General features: G+C 60.0%; 21 protein-coding genes, 1 tRNA gene and 1 pseudogene. 7 read left to right on the forward strand and 16 right to left on the reverse strand.

What is annotated here, in order from left to right:
• Positions 1-99: 99 nt before the first annotated feature.
• Positions 100-795: an RlmE family RNA methyltransferase gene (locus AC0L2A_RS30450; protein WP_236389620.1), complete on the reverse strand. Its 696-nt coding sequence runs from the start codon at positions 793-795 to the stop codon at positions 100-102.
• Positions 796-1,082: 287 nt separating this feature from the next.
• Positions 1,083-2,456, reverse strand: coding sequence for a Ppx/GppA phosphatase family protein (locus AC0L2A_RS30455; protein ID WP_473611943.1), 1,374 nt, complete (start codon positions 2,454-2,456; stop codon positions 1,083-1,085).
• A 348-nt stretch (positions 2,457-2,804) separates the two neighbouring features.
• Between AC0L2A_RS30455 and AC0L2A_RS30460 the strand changes: the two genes are divergently transcribed.
• From AC0L2A_RS30460 to AC0L2A_RS30470, 3 genes are all read left to right on the forward strand, one after another.
• Positions 2,805-3,737 (forward strand): lysylphosphatidylglycerol synthase domain-containing protein, encoded by a 933-nt coding sequence (locus AC0L2A_RS30460; RefSeq protein WP_473611944.1) that lies wholly within the window; start codon positions 2,805-2,807, stop codon positions 3,735-3,737.
• A 217-nt stretch (positions 3,738-3,954) separates the two neighbouring features.
• Positions 3,955-4,028 (forward strand) — tRNA-Gln (locus tag AC0L2A_RS30465).
• Positions 4,029-4,103: 75 nt separating this feature from the next.
• Positions 4,104-4,364 (forward strand): hypothetical protein, encoded by a 261-nt coding sequence (locus tag AC0L2A_RS30470; RefSeq protein WP_473611945.1) that lies wholly within the window; start codon positions 4,104-4,106, stop codon positions 4,362-4,364.
• Between the two features lie 276 nt (positions 4,365-4,640).
• Here the strand turns inward: AC0L2A_RS30470 and AC0L2A_RS30475 are convergent, their stop codons facing one another.
• Entirely contained in the window at positions 4,641-4,988 is a 348-nt protein-coding gene (locus AC0L2A_RS30475) for a hypothetical protein (RefSeq protein WP_473516402.1), read from the reverse strand.
• Between the two features lie 216 nt (positions 4,989-5,204).
• Between AC0L2A_RS30475 and AC0L2A_RS30480 the strand changes: the two are divergent.
• Positions 5,205-5,345 (forward strand): annotated as a pseudogene (locus tag AC0L2A_RS30480) (XRE family transcriptional regulator); the annotation flags it as partial.
• Between the two features lie 1,332 nt (positions 5,346-6,677).
• Here AC0L2A_RS30480 and AC0L2A_RS30485 read toward each other — a convergent pair.
• Positions 6,678-7,019: a hypothetical protein gene (locus AC0L2A_RS30485; protein ID WP_473611946.1), complete on the reverse strand. Its 342-nt coding sequence runs from the start codon at positions 7,017-7,019 to the stop codon at positions 6,678-6,680.
• 233 nt (positions 7,020-7,252) lie between these two features.
• Between AC0L2A_RS30485 and AC0L2A_RS30490 the strand changes: the two genes are divergently transcribed.
• The gene (locus tag AC0L2A_RS30490; RefSeq protein WP_473611948.1) at positions 7,253-7,738 is read left to right on the forward strand and encodes a hypothetical protein; all 486 of its coding nucleotides are present in this window, start codon (positions 7,253-7,255) and stop codon (positions 7,736-7,738) included.
• Between the two features lie 47 nt (positions 7,739-7,785).
• Here the strand turns inward: AC0L2A_RS30490 and AC0L2A_RS30495 are convergent, their stop codons facing one another.
• From AC0L2A_RS30495 to AC0L2A_RS30505, 3 genes are all read right to left on the reverse strand, one after another.
• The gene (locus tag AC0L2A_RS30495; protein ID WP_091591634.1) at positions 7,786-7,980 is read right to left on the reverse strand and encodes a hypothetical protein; all 195 of its coding nucleotides are present in this window, start codon (positions 7,978-7,980) and stop codon (positions 7,786-7,788) included.
• Positions 7,981-8,515: 535 nt separating this feature from the next.
• Positions 8,516-8,734: a KTSC domain-containing protein gene (locus AC0L2A_RS30500; protein WP_473611949.1), complete on the reverse strand. Its 219-nt coding sequence runs from the start codon at positions 8,732-8,734 to the stop codon at positions 8,516-8,518.
• Positions 8,735-8,832: 98 nt separating this feature from the next.
• Complete coding sequence (locus AC0L2A_RS30505; protein WP_139172553.1) at positions 8,833-9,018, reverse strand: hypothetical protein; 186 nt, start codon at positions 9,016-9,018, stop codon at positions 8,833-8,835.
• A 175-nt stretch (positions 9,019-9,193) separates the two neighbouring features.
• On the opposite strand from AC0L2A_RS30505, the gene AC0L2A_RS30510 reads away from it, so the two are divergent.
• Positions 9,194-9,538, forward strand: a complete 345-nt coding sequence (locus tag AC0L2A_RS30510) for a hypothetical protein (protein WP_473611950.1) — start codon at positions 9,194-9,196, stop codon at positions 9,536-9,538.
• Between the two features lie 107 nt (positions 9,539-9,645).
• On the opposite strand, the gene AC0L2A_RS30515 is transcribed toward AC0L2A_RS30510, so the two are convergent.
• The 4 genes from AC0L2A_RS30515 to AC0L2A_RS30530 all read right to left on the reverse strand — a co-directional run bounded on the left by AC0L2A_RS30515 (position 9,646) and on the right by AC0L2A_RS30530 (position 12,232).
• The gene (locus AC0L2A_RS30515) at positions 9,646-9,879 is read right to left on the reverse strand and encodes a hypothetical protein (protein WP_236389581.1); all 234 of its coding nucleotides are present in this window, start codon (positions 9,877-9,879) and stop codon (positions 9,646-9,648) included.
• Between the two features lie 232 nt (positions 9,880-10,111).
• Positions 10,112-10,411, reverse strand: coding sequence for a DUF1236 domain-containing protein (locus AC0L2A_RS30520; RefSeq protein WP_473516399.1), 300 nt, complete (start codon positions 10,409-10,411; stop codon positions 10,112-10,114).
• Positions 10,412-10,912: 501 nt separating this feature from the next.
• Positions 10,913-11,197, reverse strand: a complete 285-nt coding sequence (locus AC0L2A_RS30525) for a DUF982 domain-containing protein (RefSeq protein WP_091591640.1) — start codon at positions 11,195-11,197, stop codon at positions 10,913-10,915.
• Positions 11,198-11,206: 9 nt separating this feature from the next.
• Positions 11,207-12,232: a head morphogenesis protein gene (locus AC0L2A_RS30530; protein WP_208602483.1), complete on the reverse strand. Its 1,026-nt coding sequence runs from the start codon at positions 12,230-12,232 to the stop codon at positions 11,207-11,209.
• Positions 12,233-12,260: 28 nt separating this feature from the next.
• On the opposite strand from AC0L2A_RS30530, the gene AC0L2A_RS30535 reads away from it, so the two are divergent.
• A complete protein-coding gene (locus tag AC0L2A_RS30535) occupies positions 12,261-12,512 on the forward strand; it encodes a hypothetical protein (RefSeq protein WP_091591642.1) in 252 nt (83 codons plus the stop codon).
• Here the strand turns inward: AC0L2A_RS30535 and AC0L2A_RS30540 are convergent.
• From AC0L2A_RS30540 to AC0L2A_RS30560, 5 genes are all read right to left on the reverse strand, one after another.
• A complete protein-coding gene (locus AC0L2A_RS30540; RefSeq protein ID WP_473611952.1) occupies positions 12,509-12,844 on the reverse strand; it encodes a hypothetical protein in 336 nt (111 codons plus the stop codon). The genes AC0L2A_RS30535 and AC0L2A_RS30540 overlap by 4 nt on opposite strands.
• A 271-nt stretch (positions 12,845-13,115) precedes the next feature.
• Positions 13,116-13,481: a low affinity iron permease family protein gene (locus AC0L2A_RS30545; RefSeq protein ID WP_091591645.1), complete on the reverse strand. Its 366-nt coding sequence runs from the start codon at positions 13,479-13,481 to the stop codon at positions 13,116-13,118.
• A gap of 62 nt (positions 13,482-13,543) precedes the next feature.
• Positions 13,544-14,149: a hypothetical protein gene (locus AC0L2A_RS30550; RefSeq protein WP_473611953.1), complete on the reverse strand. Its 606-nt coding sequence runs from the start codon at positions 14,147-14,149 to the stop codon at positions 13,544-13,546.
• A 57-nt stretch (positions 14,150-14,206) separates the two neighbouring features.
• A complete protein-coding gene (locus AC0L2A_RS30555) occupies positions 14,207-14,437 on the reverse strand; it encodes a hypothetical protein (RefSeq protein ID WP_473611954.1) in 231 nt (76 codons plus the stop codon).
• Positions 14,430-14,744, reverse strand: a complete 315-nt coding sequence (locus AC0L2A_RS30560) for a hypothetical protein (RefSeq protein ID WP_473611956.1) — start codon at positions 14,742-14,744, stop codon at positions 14,430-14,432. Before AC0L2A_RS30560 ends, AC0L2A_RS30555 begins: the two co-directional genes overlap by 8 nt.
• Positions 14,745-14,768 lie beyond the last annotated feature (24 nt).

Genomic DNA, 14,768 nt, shown 5'->3' on the forward strand with positions numbered 1-14,768 from the left:
CAATGTGGCCTGATTGCGTTTCAAAAAACGCCCCATGCGCCATCTGCGTCAAACTTCGGCCCCCGTGCAAAGCCCTCACAAGGGGAGAAGGAAAGGACGCTAACCCTTGAAATCTTTCGCCAGCAGATAAAGCTCCACCGACTCATCGCGCGAGGCCGGCGGTTTGACGTGGTGGACCGAGCGGAAATTCTGCTTGAGCCTGGCGAGCAATTCGTTCTCGGCGCCGCCCTGGAAAGTCTTGGCGAGGAAATGGCCGCCCGGCTTCAGCACCGACAGGGCGAAATCGGCGGCCACCTCGCACAGATACATGGTACGGATGTGATCGGTCCGGCGATGGCCGGTGGTGGGTGCGGCCATGTCGGACAAAACGATGTCCGGCTGGCCGCCAAGCGTTTCAGCGAGCTTTTCCGGCGCCTGCGGGTCGAGAAAATCCATCAACAGCACCGGCGCGCCGGGCACCGCGTCCATCTCCAGATAGTCGATGCCGACGACATGCGGGTGTTCGGCCGTCGATTTCGTGCGCGCGGCAGCGACCTGGCACCAGCCGCCGGGTGCCGCGCCAAGGTCGATGACTTTCATGCCGGGCTTGAGCAGATGGTGCTTGTCGTCGATCTCGATCAGCTTGTAGGCCGCGCGCGAGCGGTAGCCGTCGGCCTTGGAGCGCTGGACATAGGGGTCGTTGATGTGTCGCTGCAGCCAGCGGCGCGACGATTCCTTCAGGCCGCTTTTCTTCTTGATCCGCGTCTTCAGCACGCGAATGCCGGCAGAGCCTGGTTTTTCCGGTTTCCTGGTCATTGCCTGACTTCTTGTTTGAGTTTTCTCGCTCGCCGAGTTGCGGCCGTCTTTCGGCGGCTGCGCGTTTCGTGAACGGCTTCCCCCACTCCGTCGCTGCTTCGCAGCGCCACCTCTCCCCCGATCGACGGGGTAGAGGAAGGGCGCAAGCTTATGCAGGCTGGCGCTCTTCCTCTCCCTCCGGAGGGGGGAGAGGTGGCGCTGCGAAGCAGCGACGGAGTGGGGGTCGACTGTTCACCAAAGCAATGCTTCCGCTTGGGTCCGCGAAAACCGGCTGCCACTTTTCGGGATCATGCTCTGCCCCGCCCATTGTTGCGCCAGACACCGTCGTCGGCCATCAATTCGCTCAATATGCCCTCGCGCAGGCCGCGGTCGGCGACGCGCAGCCGCTCCGACGGCCACACCGCGCGGATCGCTTCCAGGATGGCGCAGCCGGCCAGCACCAGATCGGCGCGATCGGCGCCGATGCAGGGATTGGCGACGCGCTGCTGAAAATCCCAGCCGACCAGTTTTTCGACCATGCGGTCGACGCTGTCGCGGTCCATCCACAGCCCGTCGACGCGGCGGCGGTCGTAGCGGTCCAGGTCGAGGTGGACGCCGGCCAGCGTCGTCACCGTGCCCGAGGTGCCGAGCAAGTGGAATTTCGGGCTGGCGAGCACATGGCTCAGCCGGTCGCGCCCGTCGAAGGCGTGCAGGCGCACAGCCACATCCTCGACCATGGCGGCAAAGATCTCACGGGTGACGGCGCGGCCGCCAAAACGCTCGGCCAGCGAGACGACGCCGACCGGCAGCGACGTCCAGGAGACGATGTGGTTGGCGAGCCTCGGCGAGCGGTGGCCGGTGAGATCGATCAGCGCGATTTCCGAGGAGCCGCCGCCGATGTCGAACAGGACGACGCCTTGCGTGTCGCGGTCGACCAGTGAGCCGCAGCCCGACACCGCCAGCCGCGCCTCGGTCTGGCGGTCGATGATCTCGAGTTTTAACCCCGCCTCGCGCTCGACGCGGTCGAGGAACTCGGCGCCGTTGGCGGCCGTGCGGCAGGCTTCGGTGGCGATCAGCCGGGCCTTCCTGATCTTGCGGCCGCGCAATTTGTCACCGCAGATTTTTAGCGCCTCGACCGCACGGTCCATCGCCGGCTGCCCGAGCCGGCCATTGGCGGTGAGGCCCTCGCCCAGCCTGACGATGCGCGAGAAAGCGTCGATGACGCGGAACTGGCCGTGGCGCGTCGGCACCGCCACCAGCAGCCGGCAATTGTTGGTGCCGAGATCGAGTGCCGCGAACACCGGCAGTTCCTGCAGCGGCGGGCGGCGAGCAGCGGGCTCCGGCCTGCCTGGCGCAACCGAAGGCAAGGGCGCGACGATCGCCGCGGGCGGGCGGCTGGCTGGAGCGCTGACAGCAGCCACCGCCACTCCGGCCGCAGCGAGGCGAGCGTCGTCGCGCGCGAAAACCTTGCGGCCGCGCCGACGTTTGCGCCGCTTCCTGGTCTTGGCCTTCTGGCCATTCTGGTGCTGGGACGCGTCGCCTGCCTGTCCGTGACCGGACCAAGGCTGCACCGGGCGGCCATTGTGCCGGCCGGCGGATGGGCTTGCCTGGCCCGAAGGCGGCGGCGAAGCCCTGGACACGCCCACTTCCGGCGCGCCGGCGCCGGTGTCGTGGTCTTCCACTTCAGTTCCTTCCGGCGCCGCGCGAACCGGAGACCGGACGCAGCAGGCGCTTTCATGTGTTCCAAGTTGCCACCAGACTAGCAGCGCCGGGCCGGATCACCAAGAGCGCAGGGGTCGAATTTGTCGGCGGCATTGTCTCGCCGCTCCGCTCGGCCCGATGATGGCAGGACAGAGGGGTCGCGAAGGATCGCCAGCCTTTCCTTCTCCTGCAGCAGCGCCTTGCCGGTTGAATAGCCGGCTTCGATAAGGCATTTCTGAAATGGCGGGTATGAAACATTCGAAATCGCGGGAAGTTTTCCTGACGCGAACCGAACGGGCAACGGGGCTGCAACGCATGATCGTCACGCCATGAACTGGAGGCGTTATTTCTGGCCGGTCGTCGGCGTTGCGGCGGTCGTCTTCTCGCTATGGCTGCTGCTGCACGAGCTGCGCGGCATCTCGCTCGACGACGTCTGGGACGGCATCGTCGCCATCCCTGCCCGCGGCTGGGTGCTGGCCGGGTTGAGCTCGGTCATCGCCTATGCGTCGCTGGCCGGCTACGATCACATCGCGCTCCTGCATATCGGCAAGAAAGTGTCGTGGCTGTTCGTCACCCTGTGCTCCTTCACCACCTACGCGCTGTCGCACAATATCGGCGGCTCGGTATTTTCAGGCGCGGTGATCCGCTACCGCGCTTACGGAACCAGGGGGCTGACCGGACAGGACGTCGGCATTTTGGTGGCGATCTGCTGGATTACTTTCGTGCTGTCGACGATCCTCGTCTCCGGCCTCGTGCTGGTCTTCGAGCCTAAAATCATCGACCGGTTCTCCGGCATACCGCACCATGGCCTGACCATGGCCGCGGGCGGCGCAATGCTGCTCGTGGTGGCGGCCTATGTCTTCGGCAGCTGGCTGCATCTCAGGCCGCTGAAGATCGGAAGGTTCCAGGTCCATTATCCGGCGCTGCCGATCGTCGCGCGGCAATTGCTGATCGGCCCGATCGAGCTGCTGGCGGCGGCGGCGATCATCTTCTTCGCCCTGCCTGAAGCTGGCAATCCCGGATACTTCGTCGTGCTCGGCGTCTTCCTGGTGTCGTTCTCGGTCGCCCAGATCTCGCATGCGCCGGGCGGGCTCGGCGTGTTCGAGGTCGTCTTCCTGACCGGCCTGTCGCATATGGACCCGGTCGGCGTGCTGGCAGCACTGCTGGTGTTCCGGCTGTTCTACCTGATCATCCCGCTGGTGATGGCGCTCGGCGTCGTGCTGTATTTCGAGCACTCGCAGCTCGGGCGAAGGGAGAATTGAGGGGCGCCGCCCTGGGCGCCGCCCCTTCTTCCTTCTCCGCTTGTGGGAGAAGGGAGAGCCCTCGCCCCGGAATGGGCAAGAGCGAGCAAGTCAAAACCTGAGGCAATCGCGCCGATTGAAAAGCCTTCGGCAGGCTTGACTATTTTCCGGCGGCGGCTACAAGGCACGCGCGGCGCCATCGTCGCCCTGCCGCGTGGTTTTCAACAGCCGCGCCTGCTGGGGAATAGGTTAACGGTAGACCCACGGACTCTGACTCCGTTAGTCCTGGTTCGAATCCAGGTTCCCCAGCCAACAGTTTCCGCAATTAAATCAGCCCCTTATGCAGAACAATCGCGACCGACAGAAACTGAGCACTCTAAAACGCCGATGATGGACAGGGATAGCGCGGCTGCATTAGTTTACCACGATCTCAAAACGTCTCAGCGCGCGACTTTCCAGGTTGCCGCCGAGTGGGGTCGTTGGTTGACCGCGTCGCTGGTGCCAGTCCATTCTGGTGCGCTGTTCGGCATGTTTTCGTTGCTGAACAATCCAGCCAGCCAACCTGCGACGCTGGAAGCATTCAAAGCCCCGGTCTGGTGCTTCGTGGCTGGCCTTCTGATGGCGCTGGCATCGGGTTTCTTCGCTTAGATCAACTGGTCGATGCACTCGTTCAATTACGCGTCCTCGGCACGATACGATATGCTTTGGGACGCTGAGAGGTGGATCGATCCTCCACACTTCCAAAGGGCGTTGGACATCACGAATTGGGGCAGCATCGCTTGCGGTTTGCTTTCTGCCCTATCCATTGCGGCGGGCGCGGCTTTGATCCTGCATGGGGACTATCTAGCTGCCATATTCGGAATTTGATCCCGCCCATAGACCGCCACCGTGAGGCAGCGGAGTCTCTGGGCTCATTTGGGCGTGTTAGAACCAGCGCTCCCGGCGCTGGTCGCCAGCCACAAGAACAAGGCCCAACAGCAAGCCTACAGCCGCGCCCAGCATGAAGGCGGACGATACCGTGCCAGGATTTTCTTGAACGACACCGGAAGCAGTAGACGCCCTTTTGCGAAGTGCTTGCGTTGTCCGAGACACGCTATCGGCCGCGCCCTCATACCAACCAGTAGCTTCCTCGACCACCTCTTCAGCGTGCTCCGCGAGCGTCCGATTGATCTTGTTGATCTCGCGTTTCAGTTGCGCAACTTGCTTCTCCAAGGCCTCCTGCGCTTCGCGCTGCGTCTCCGTCGGCTTTGCGTCGTTTGGGTCGTCGGCCATTGTGATCTCCCTTTTGGGTGGGGGCTCAACGGCCGCCGCCGCGTATGGTTCCTCAGCGACAAAAAGCCCGCCACCTTGAAGGCAGCGGGCTAGCAGCGGCAGAGTTTGCCGCCCGTCAGTGACGCTCTGCCGGTGCTTCGAGAAACTCCATGAAGTTCTCAACCACCTTGTCGATCGGCATTGACCGCGCATTGCATCCGCGAAGGATGGCGGGCGGCGATCTTGACAAATTTTGAAGCTGGGAAGCGGGCGCCGTATGACCGCACTCTGCTTGACCTTCAGGCAGCGCTCGAATGGGCCGGCGTCGAGTTCATCCTCGAGAACGGCGGCGGCGCCGGTGTGAGGTTGCGGAAATGAAGGCGAGCGGATTTGACTCGCTAAATTCGTCCGGAAGCGTACAGAAGGCATGTCGCTGACCAACTGAACGGGCGTTGGCGCTTGGAAGAGTCGATCACGCTTTCGCCCCACAAGGGATAAAGCGATGTCATTCGACGATCATCTAGACTCCGAGCAACTCGCAACGCTGGCAAGGGTTCTCAACGACTATTGCACAGAGGCAGGAATTCCCAAAGGCCATCCGGCGTGGGAACACTTCGGCCGGCGGCTCATGAGCCTATTCCAGTCCGGGATACATCATCCCGATGAACTCACGTCCAAAATGAACACTGGCTACGAGGATTGGCTAGGCGAGATCGGCGCTACCGGTCCTTTCATACCGCCCAAATTATCGTCCGAGGACCGTCTAGTAGGTGCCAATATCTTGCCAGGATCGGACCGCAGAGGCAGGCCAGCGGTCGGCATCACGACTTAGCTGACTTCGCCATCCGACAGATGATCTGTTTTGCGTCTAGGAGGTGCGTCGGGTCCGCTGTCGACGGCTCCAAAAGCGCGAACGTTGCGCAACTGGACACTTCCGGGAGACAGCGGACTCAAACTGGGGCCAAGAGGGGACAAGGCCCTGTATGATCCCTATGCGGGGATCATTGTGATAACACCGGGCGGGTAACAAACGTTCCGTCGGCTGAAAGATATATATCCGGCCGCGTAGCACTTCTTCACCTTCGGCGTGATCTCTTCGACCCGCACCTTGTCGCCGATCTCTCTCGGCCAGCGCCTTTGCCTTGTCGTTGGTGGTCAGCACCGTGCGCCGATGCGGCTTTTCGAACACGCTTACGATGTAGGTTGTCGTCGCCGGCATCTGCGGCGGAACTTTCCTTTTGATGGATGCGGCGCAAAAGATTTTGGGATCGAGCGAGAATGCGCCGGCTCTCCTCCATGACGGATCGCATCTCCGCAATCGTGGCCCGCGTGGCATCAACCTGCAACCGCGACCTCTCTACGTACACGTTATCGATTTGCCACGGGTCCATTGCCGTAACTCACTGCGACTAGCGTTTTCGAGTTAGAAATCGGGCTTCCCGCATAAGTGACGGCCAGTCGGACCCCAGAAGAGCGATAAGCTCGCGAGCCTGCTCTTCGGTTATATTCGCCTCTTTAACCAAGCGCTGAACGACAGAGTCGTCAGGGGCCCCGCTGGGTGTTCTGTCCCTATCGTCAGCCATCGGAAAAAATCCTTAGGTAGCATAACGCGACCATTTGGACTGAGTTCCTCCACAATGACTTCCGCGATCACGGGATTACTCGGATCTCCCCAAGCTCGGTAGTATCAAGGCGGCGGACGCCAATCCGCTAGGCCGGCGCCCGACAAGGCAATCTACCCCAACGCCCCCCCCAAGTGGCACCGGCCACTTTCAGCCCCCTCGTTCGAAAGTTGGCTTCCAGTCGCGATTGCGCGCCCGCTGCTGGCCTTCGTAGTGAAGAACACCTGCCGTCGATCACCACCGGCAGCCTTGTAGTTTGAGCAGATAAGAGCCCGACCAGGTCGTCATGCATCGAGCCGTGGTCACGGCCGAGCCTGTCAATCAGCGCCTGGATGTCGAGCTTCGTCGATTTGCAGCACATCGGGTGCGCACAATTGACATAGATGGTCTCGCGGGCGGCCAGGGTGTCGGCGAGGGTCTTTTTGGGCATGGCGATCTCCGTTGAGGGCTCGCCGCAACGGGGAGGAATATATTCCTGAAAGCGAGGGCGTCGGCAATAGGGGACGCCCACTCTTTGACATTGGGTTGATATTAGCTCAGGGGCCTCATTTCTTTCGGCCGGACTCTTTGCAACCTTCTCGCTATCGTGTGCGGCAACGGCGCGGCGTCTTGAAGCATCCGCTTCATCGGCTCGTTGGGTTTTTCGTCAGTGTGAGCACGATAATGGAACGTCCAAAACCCGTATCGGAGATGATCGAGCGCTACGACAGCGATTTTTACGAGCCGATAGGGCGCTTGATAATGCAGTTTGGATTTCTGGAATTCCATATCGATCATTGGCTGTCCGCGCTTGGCGCCGACCAACCGAAGCTGCGGAAAGCGAACAACTTGAATAACAAAATCACTCTGTATGGTCAGATCATCGACCAACACACCACCGAACCGAATGACCTTGCCGAGCGCGATCGCCTCGTCCAGCAGATGCGCGAACTCAACACGTTTCGCAATCGTGTCGTTCACGGTCCGTGGAGCGTATACCTCGGAGAAAAGAAGGCTTGGCAGAAACTCTCAGTCAACCGGCAAAATGCAACACACCAATTCTTTGAGGTGACTGCCGATGTAATTCGGGCGGCTGCTAGCGACCTCGCGAAAATCCAGGTAGAGGCGTCTCACTTTGCCTTTGGCTTTCTAGTACCGAAAAAGGCATAGCAACGAGCGTGGCAGGCGACAAAAGACTAACGGCTGGGTAGCTCTGGCTACTTGCGCACGATCCATTCCAGCAAGTCAGGATCGACGTCATCGCTCCCGGTAAAGTCGCTGATCAAAAACGCGGCAACCGACCGCCATTTGTCTTCGGGGATATTCTCTTCGATCACGGTTTTTATGAAAGCGCTGCGCAGGATATCGCAGTCAAAAACCGATACCTGGGCGCCTGCCTGGGCTTTCGCCATCTCAGCCCTCCTGCCTCTAGGGCGGAAGCACTGCCAGCTCCCAAGCGTCCGCGATGCCTCTATTCGGTACGGGCGACGTTGGGATTGTACGCTTTATCGCGAATTTCGCGAGTCCGGCCTCGCTCAATCTGGCGCGGCCTTCAATCCTCTTCCCGGAATCCTGCAGCGAGGCGTGCCGAAGGTCCTCCTCACCCCTGAGATGCTTATTATTCGTCCCAGCCGAAGGACACGCCCACACCCCGCCGGTTAGGCCCGACGGTCGGTTGCCTACTCCGCAGCGGCTGTCGGGCCGTCCCTATCACAGTTCGGGACAATCAACGTGGGCCGAGAAAAACCAACAACCCCGCAACCGGGATCAAGGGCAAGCGCCACGGGCCGCCCGCGAAGGACGAAGCAGAGCATTTCGAGTTCTGCCCCGTGTGTGGCCAAACGTTCGACAAGCGAAACCTTGGCGAGGTGCTGCATCATTATCTTCCCGACCATGAGACGTTGAAGCTCGATGGATAGGTGAGTTGGCTTTCGCATACGGCTGGGGTCATCCAGAATTGTTGGCGGTCCCGACCAGGCGGTACCGGAATCGATTGCGGATGCGCTCGTTGAAGAAGCGGCCCTTGGCGAATGCGGCTCGGAACTCGGCGAAGGTCTCCGGCGGCACATCCTCAAACTGGTAGCATTTGCCGCTGGCCACGAACCATACCGAGAGAGTCCTACTGTCCGGATCGTATTCCGTTTTACTTATCGAGGTGGACGGCATGACGTTCACGCCTTGGTTCGGCGCGGAAGCACCAGCTAATTGTGGCCCCCTTTATTCGCAGCACGGCAGTTTAAAGGTCGGCCAGATGACCCATGCAGCTAGGGGGTTTCGTCCCGACCAGCCTTACCAATCGCCTCAAGCAATGAAGCTAGGGTTGGCGGCAGTTCTGGTTCGACCTCCAGCCCAAGCAGCTTATGTACGTTACGACGATTGTCTTCGGTGCCGATCAATTCGCGAACGGCATCGGCAAGGGTCTTACGGCCCGCTGCATCACGCTTTGCCATGTCTGCATGTCCCAACCCCGCCCGAGCCGCAACTCGCAGGTCACGGAATGGTTCCGTTAGGGATCAGGAATGTTTGGGGCCTAGTGGTCAAAATCCCACGCTTGGTACCCATACCGGCGATTGCCAGAGTGTCCCTGTGTCGGAGAGCGGACGTTTCTAGCGGTATTGTTTCCGCATGCTGATGCTCGCTGCCGTGCTCGATCTTGCCTTCGCCGCCTTCCATCTAGGATTTTGGCGGCTTTTCGGATGGCCGGCCCGGCTAAAGGGTTCGGGCAACTTAAACGCAGCAATCACTCAAACTCTGAATGTCATGCTGACGTTCACCTTTGTGTCTTACGGCGCAACATTGCTTTGGCTTTGGTACCGGGGGCTAATTTGGCCGCCACTTCTGTTTTTCGGAGCCGCTTTCTGGGCCATTCGCCTGGCTGCACAGTTCGCGCTCTTCGATAGGCGGCAATCCAAGCTGATCTCGACAGTCTTCGCCGTCTCGGCTTCTGCCCATGCCCTCGCAGGGTTATAGGAGGCAGAACAGCAAATGTCGGCTTCTGGGTCGCTTTCGGACGAAAGCACTCCGGGTACCAAGCGTCAAATTTTGACCAACAGGGCCACGCATGTCGACCATCAATCTTAATCAGATTGTTGTGTCCGCTCTGCCAACGCAAAAGCCTGCAAGTTCCTCGATTTGCCAATGGCTTGGTCAGCGTTCGCAATGATCGAGAAGAACGCCGCGCGGGCGATGTCCTTTTTTGACGCGTCCGGATGCTCCTTTTTTGCAGCCTTTAGGAGCTGTTTTGGTGTCATCTCTGGCGTCACTACCCGCATCAGCGTATCGCCAATCGCCTGCAATTCGGTCGGGTTCATAAGAGCATCCTCAATAATGGCCTGCTGGCTTAGTCTTATCTAAAGGTGTCTTCTCTGTGTCGTAGCGCTGGGGGCAATCGGACCAACAACGAAGGCACGGGCTTGTCCTCATCCGGCGATACGGCGCCTTGTTGGCAACCCGAACCATTGTCCCCAGATCGCGTTCCTCCAGAAAAGAGAAAAGCCCGCCGCACCCTTTCGGCACGGCGGGCTGTCCTCCCAGTCGCTTACGTTATTCGATAACTTTGATGATCTTGCGCGTGCCCGGGTCAACGACAACGGTCCGGTTGTCGACGACAACGGTGCGGTATTTGGTGTTGGGGACTTCATGGAGCTCGACAGTCTCGGGCAGGGTTGAGCCGATATTGAGCTCCACTCCAGGGATTTTCACCGATGCGAGCGGCTGCTTTTTCACGTATTCCCTGATGACCGTCTCCTGTTCAGGCTCGATCACTACGTCCTGAGCGGCAGCGGCACCGAGGCCCGCCAGCAGCAGACATCCCGCGGCTGCAGTGGAAAGATGCATTCTCATAAGTGCCTCCTTTGTGTAGCTCTGTTCCGCTGAACGCGTCTTCGCGCCAGACTTAACAAACCCCAGCCAGCTGCATTTGTTCCCCAAAAGTCCCGCAAGGCTGATGCGCGACAGGACCTAGGTCTCGCCTGTTTTGGCGTAATAGGCCGGACATAGCGCCACGGAACCGCCGCTGCGCATAGTCGTTGCTCCCCTGCAAGTTCACGGGAAGGAGCCCATGGAAAATAGTGTCCACCAAGCCCGCTGGTTACTCGCTCCGGTCTTCGCAGTTTCGATCACATTCCTGGCGATTGGAATAATCGTTAGCTAGGGATCGTTAGCTAGGACCGACCGGACCTGACGATTGGACCGAACGACGAAATGGGATCTGCGCAGCTAAGTCCCTTCCTGCGCTGATAAAGGACCACCCGCCATTCCTCGATTTGGCGGGGTGGTCCGTGCGGCTGACCAAGTCCGCTCAGGAGGCCTGTCAGCGGTTTAAGGTCGCGAGGCAGCATCACCTCACAGCAGGTCTTCAGCAACCCCGTCGAATTTCCTGAGGCCTACGCTTGGAGGCTTTCGCTTAAGAAGCCCCTGTTCACTTGCGGCCGCCTTGAAGGCATCGAACGCGGCTTGTTGGGTGCAGTGTCCGGCCAGGCATTCCTCGATCATTCGAATTGCTTCAAGTCGGGACGGCTTGTCCATGAATGGCCATGGTTGCTGAAGCGCTTTCGCAGCTTCGGGTATCGACGCGACCACTATCGGCTTGTGATTCAGGTAAATTGTAATCGGAATGAACGTCGGCATCTTTGTCGCTCACCAGGATTGAAGGCGGCTAAACGCGAAGACAAGGCAGTGGTTGCATCGTTGTGAATTCAGACCGCCGCTGTCCGATACGGGGGGACGATGGCGGACGAAGACGATGACTATGAACCGGTCCAAGCGAGAATTATCGGCATCGACCACCCTCTGAACGCGAGGATGATCCTGCGGCGTGTGTTTCCAGCCCTTCGTGATGGCTTCCGCCCTCACCGCGCCCTTGGCGATCGCCTGCTGAAATGCGATGTCTTTCGAAGCTCCAAGCGCGGCAAACGTCTCGTGCAGTCCAATCGTGTCGGCGCGGAGCTTCAAAAGGCTGTCGGAATATCGGCCAATGATCCGCGCCACCAGGTTGGTAGGGATTGGTTTACCATCTCGGATCGCAGCTGTGATCGTGCGGTCGAAACGTTTGTCGCGTCGCTCCCGATTCAGATAGGCACGCAACTGGTCGGGCTCGCCGGAAAGCAGTTCATCGCGGGCTCGGGCAACATAGCCGCTCTGAAGTGTGGTGAGCCCGATCACCCCACCTTCTCGGCGGCCAGTCACCCTGTTGACGCGGCCTACTACCTCCAATGCGGTCCTCGTTGGATTGGACCCACGGGCAAGGCGTTCAGAAAAAGCGGCACAGATCGCAACTTGTTGATCAGCAACAATGTTGGTGACCAGTTGCGCCGAGTGCTCGCGCAACCAGGTCTCAGCCGTAAGATTGCGCGCATCCCAACGAAGAACGACCTGAAGGCCGCTCGGATCGCGCAGCGCCGGCATCTGTTCGACCGTGGCGACACCGCCGCCGTTGTAGGCCTGCCGGATGGCTTCTTCCAGCGGCCGAAACGCGGCCTCGTCGAGGTTCATGGCTGCAATGGCGTCCTTGACGTCGCCGCGCTCCAAGCTCTCCACCACACGGCGCAGAACGATGTTGGAGCGGATGTCGTCGATCGCCTCGAAAAACGCGGTCCGCAGCATCGGCTCATAGGTCGAGACAAGCTGTTCGAAACGATCACGGGGGGATAGGCGTTTGAGCATTCGTTCCGGACCTTAAAAGGAGGCTGGTATGGATGTCTTGGCCCATCATTCGACGGAGCTTGTGGTGCTTCGCATCGCACTCATGGCAATTGCATCAATGGTTGCTGAGCAATCGGATGACCCGGATCGGGCATTGGCTGACATGGAAGAGCAGGCACTGTCCACGTTCGATCATATGGAGATCGATTTTTCCGGTTTCGAAGGGGACATCGCTGTTGCCAAGTCTCACATGCGGTCGTCGCTGGCGTCGCTCTTTTCTGGGATATCGCTCGGCGGCTAACCCGCCACGAAAGCGACATACGCGACCGGCGTCCCGGCCGGCGGGATCGGCCGTAGGTCCTTCATGACCAACTCGACGCCGTCGATGACGAGTGTGTCGGTCATGGCGGGGACGATCGAGGGTACTGCGAAAGTGATCTGGTTGTCAGTCGCCACAGTGAGGGTGCCGTCGACGTATTTCTGAGACACGCGGCGCATCACCGCATCGAGTGGATAGACCGTCGTCACTGGCTCGCCCGGTATCCATGGCGTCGACGGATCTGGCGGCGCTGTGACCGTGCGGGTTAGCATGACAACGCCCTGCTCCTGCATCTCGTCATAAAAACCGGCCATCACACGATCAGCGGCGCTAACAGCCCGTCTATGATGGTCGAGACGCGCGCATCCGGGGCAAAAATGTTGCCGCTGTCGCCGGGGTCAAAGAACTCCCGCTCGATGCCCTCAATACCTTCAGAGCCGAAGCGGTGTGTTTGCGGACTCTGACGCGCTAAGGCTTTCGTACGACTCCAGCAGCCATTCTAGTTCGGCTTTGATCTCAGCTCGGGTCATGCGGCCTTCCGCTTCTGCGCTTCCCGCTGCCAGTGCTTGGCAGCCGCTGGCGTAATTAGGCGCCAGGGACTCCCTCGTCCTTAGCTTCTTGATCAGCCGCCGCTGCTTCCAATTCAAGCCGCGCCAAATGGGCTTTGATCTCCTCAGGCTCGGCGTGCTCCAGCCCGACGACATTGTTCCTCGTTTCCTTCAATGCAACGATGATCTCGTCGAGCTTCGCATGGATGGCAGCGGTGTCGCGGTAACCCTGGATCAGTACGACCCCGGTAATCACTATCGCAGCTACAGAAAGCGCATAGGTGATTACGTTTGTTAGCCCAAACGGAACCATCGCAGTGCAGGCTATCATCGCGGCTAGCAGCACATAGAAGCCGGGCGGACGGGACAGAAAGTCGGCGATCACAAAGAGAAATCGGTTCATGCGAATCCCCAATAAGTAATCCCGATTGGGGCCGCATTTCGGGTGCTCGTCAATGGCGCAAATCACGCAGGTTGATTGCGCCGCCTCGCCTCTTGCTGGCATCGGCGCTCATTGCGCTTGGCAGCCCAAGAGAAGTCGTCATGTTCCGATGAAAGGATCTTGGCGAACGCGCCGTCGGCGATCCACGAATTCAGGCTGTCCCGTTGGCCCGCATCTTCCGTGATCGTAGCCGAAACATCCCTGATTTCATGATGCAACAGCCTGATTTCGGCGCTTTCGCTATTCTGCGAGGCCCTGCGGGCGGGAATGATCGCGATTTGCTGCAAAGCCCGGTTTTTTCTATCCCGTCCGGTGTTCGGGTGGATGCCTCCACCTTGAAGCACCAGCTGCGGAATGACTTGTCGCCGACCTTGGATCTGGCCCGGGCGAGGACGCTCGGCGTCATTCTCATTGCCAACGGCGAGCAGCCATTCGTGCAGCGCCTCGAGTTCGCTGATCTCTTGTCCCGGCGGCAGGGTGCCGATCCGGTTCCAGAACGCCCTTCGCTCCTCCGCTAGCGGGTCTGCCTTAGGGTCGAGCTTGTCGCCCACCTCTTTGCACCACCCGAGCTTATCGGTGTATGTGTGAACATAGGGGAGCTGCTGGGCCGGCCGGCCCGACATGTTCATGGCTGGCGCGCTCGATCTCGGCCGCGCGGATGAAGCGCTCCGCGCCTTCACCGATGTTCATGGCGCGCCTCTTTTTCCTGGGCTGTTCTGCTCCTCGCCGCCGTCCGTCCGGTTGATTGTCACCGTGCACGTAATCAGGGTGTTCCAGTCCGGGCCGTGTTCAATGACGTTATGGAGCTCGGAAATTTCTTCCAAAAAGTGCTCGATCGTGATGGGGTCGTTCTGGTGGTCGTAGACGAGAACAGCTTTCCAGCGCTTGTCGCCATGAAGCGATACGACGTTACTCATGCCGAATTTCTCCTGCGGTCATCGAACAAATCCGGCTGGATGCTCGCGGGCCAAATGCCTTGACCACCCGCTCGTATAGCATACCGACAAATGCAAATATTAGTGGCACGACGCCGCGCAGATCCTGGGCAATGAACTGCAGCTCGCCGAGCGGGCAAACATCCCACATCGTCAGCCAGTCGCCGGCGCGGCGCTCGAGTATCTCAGGGCAGGCCCGCACCATGTCGGATGCGGCCCAAAATAGAACCTCGTCTAGGTGGCCCTTGTTGTTGTCGGTCTCGGCCAAGGTCGAAAGCACCAGGCGCAAGTGCCCTTCCCCGTGCCGGCGTAT

This window comes from Mesorhizobium sp. WSM4844 (assembly GCF_055811775.1).

Excerpts from the sequence above, each read along its gene's own strand:
- AC0L2A_RS30505 (WP_139172553.1), bottom strand. The coding sequence starts at position 9,018 with ATGGCAAAGCGTGATGCAGCGGGCCGTAAGACCCTTGCCGATGCCGTT.
- AC0L2A_RS30515 (WP_236389581.1), bottom strand. The coding sequence starts at position 9,879 with ATGAACCCGACCGAATTGCAGGCGATTGGCGATACGCTGATGCGGGTA.
- AC0L2A_RS30500 (WP_473611949.1), bottom strand. The coding sequence starts at position 8,734 with ATGCCGTCCACCTCGATAAGTAAAACGGAATACGATCCGGACAGTAGG.
- AC0L2A_RS30490 (WP_473611948.1), top strand. The coding sequence starts at position 7,253 with ATGGAACGTCCAAAACCCGTATCGGAGATGATCGAGCGCTACGACAGC.
- AC0L2A_RS30550 (WP_473611953.1), bottom strand. The coding sequence starts at position 14,149 with ATGAACATGTCGGGCCGGCCGGCCCAGCAGCTCCCCTATGTTCACACA.
- AC0L2A_RS30485 (WP_473611946.1), bottom strand. The coding sequence starts at position 7,019 with ATGCCCAAAAAGACCCTCGCCGACACCCTGGCCGCCCGCGAGACCATC.
- AC0L2A_RS30555 (WP_473611954.1), bottom strand. The coding sequence starts at position 14,437 with ATGAGTAACGTCGTATCGCTTCATGGCGACAAGCGCTGGAAAGCTGTT.
- AC0L2A_RS30450 (WP_236389620.1), bottom strand. The coding sequence starts at position 795 with ATGACCAGGAAACCGGAAAAACCAGGCTCTGCCGGCATTCGCGTGCTG.
- AC0L2A_RS30525 (WP_091591640.1), bottom strand. The coding sequence starts at position 11,197 with ATGCCGACGTTCATTCCGATTACAATTTACCTGAATCACAAGCCGATA.
- AC0L2A_RS30530 (WP_208602483.1), bottom strand. The coding sequence starts at position 12,232 with ATGCTCAAACGCCTATCCCCCCGTGATCGTTTCGAACAGCTTGTCTCG.
- AC0L2A_RS30510 (WP_473611950.1), top strand. The coding sequence starts at position 9,194 with ATGCTGATGCTCGCTGCCGTGCTCGATCTTGCCTTCGCCGCCTTCCAT.
- AC0L2A_RS30460 (WP_473611944.1), top strand. The coding sequence starts at position 2,805 with ATGAACTGGAGGCGTTATTTCTGGCCGGTCGTCGGCGTTGCGGCGGTC.
- AC0L2A_RS30535 (WP_091591642.1), top strand. The coding sequence starts at position 12,261 with ATGGATGTCTTGGCCCATCATTCGACGGAGCTTGTGGTGCTTCGCATC.
- AC0L2A_RS30470 (WP_473611945.1), top strand. The coding sequence starts at position 4,104 with ATGATGGACAGGGATAGCGCGGCTGCATTAGTTTACCACGATCTCAAA.
- AC0L2A_RS30540 (WP_473611952.1), bottom strand. The coding sequence starts at position 12,844 with ATGGCCGGTTTTTATGACGAGATGCAGGAGCAGGGCGTTGTCATGCTA.
- AC0L2A_RS30545 (WP_091591645.1), bottom strand. The coding sequence starts at position 13,481 with ATGAACCGATTTCTCTTTGTGATCGCCGACTTTCTGTCCCGTCCGCCC.
- AC0L2A_RS30520 (WP_473516399.1), bottom strand. The coding sequence starts at position 10,411 with ATGAGAATGCATCTTTCCACTGCAGCCGCGGGATGTCTGCTGCTGGCG.
- AC0L2A_RS30495 (WP_091591634.1), bottom strand. The coding sequence starts at position 7,980 with ATGGCGAAAGCCCAGGCAGGCGCCCAGGTATCGGTTTTTGACTGCGAT.
- AC0L2A_RS30475 (WP_473516402.1), bottom strand. The coding sequence starts at position 4,988 with ATGGCCGACGACCCAAACGACGCAAAGCCGACGGAGACGCAGCGCGAA.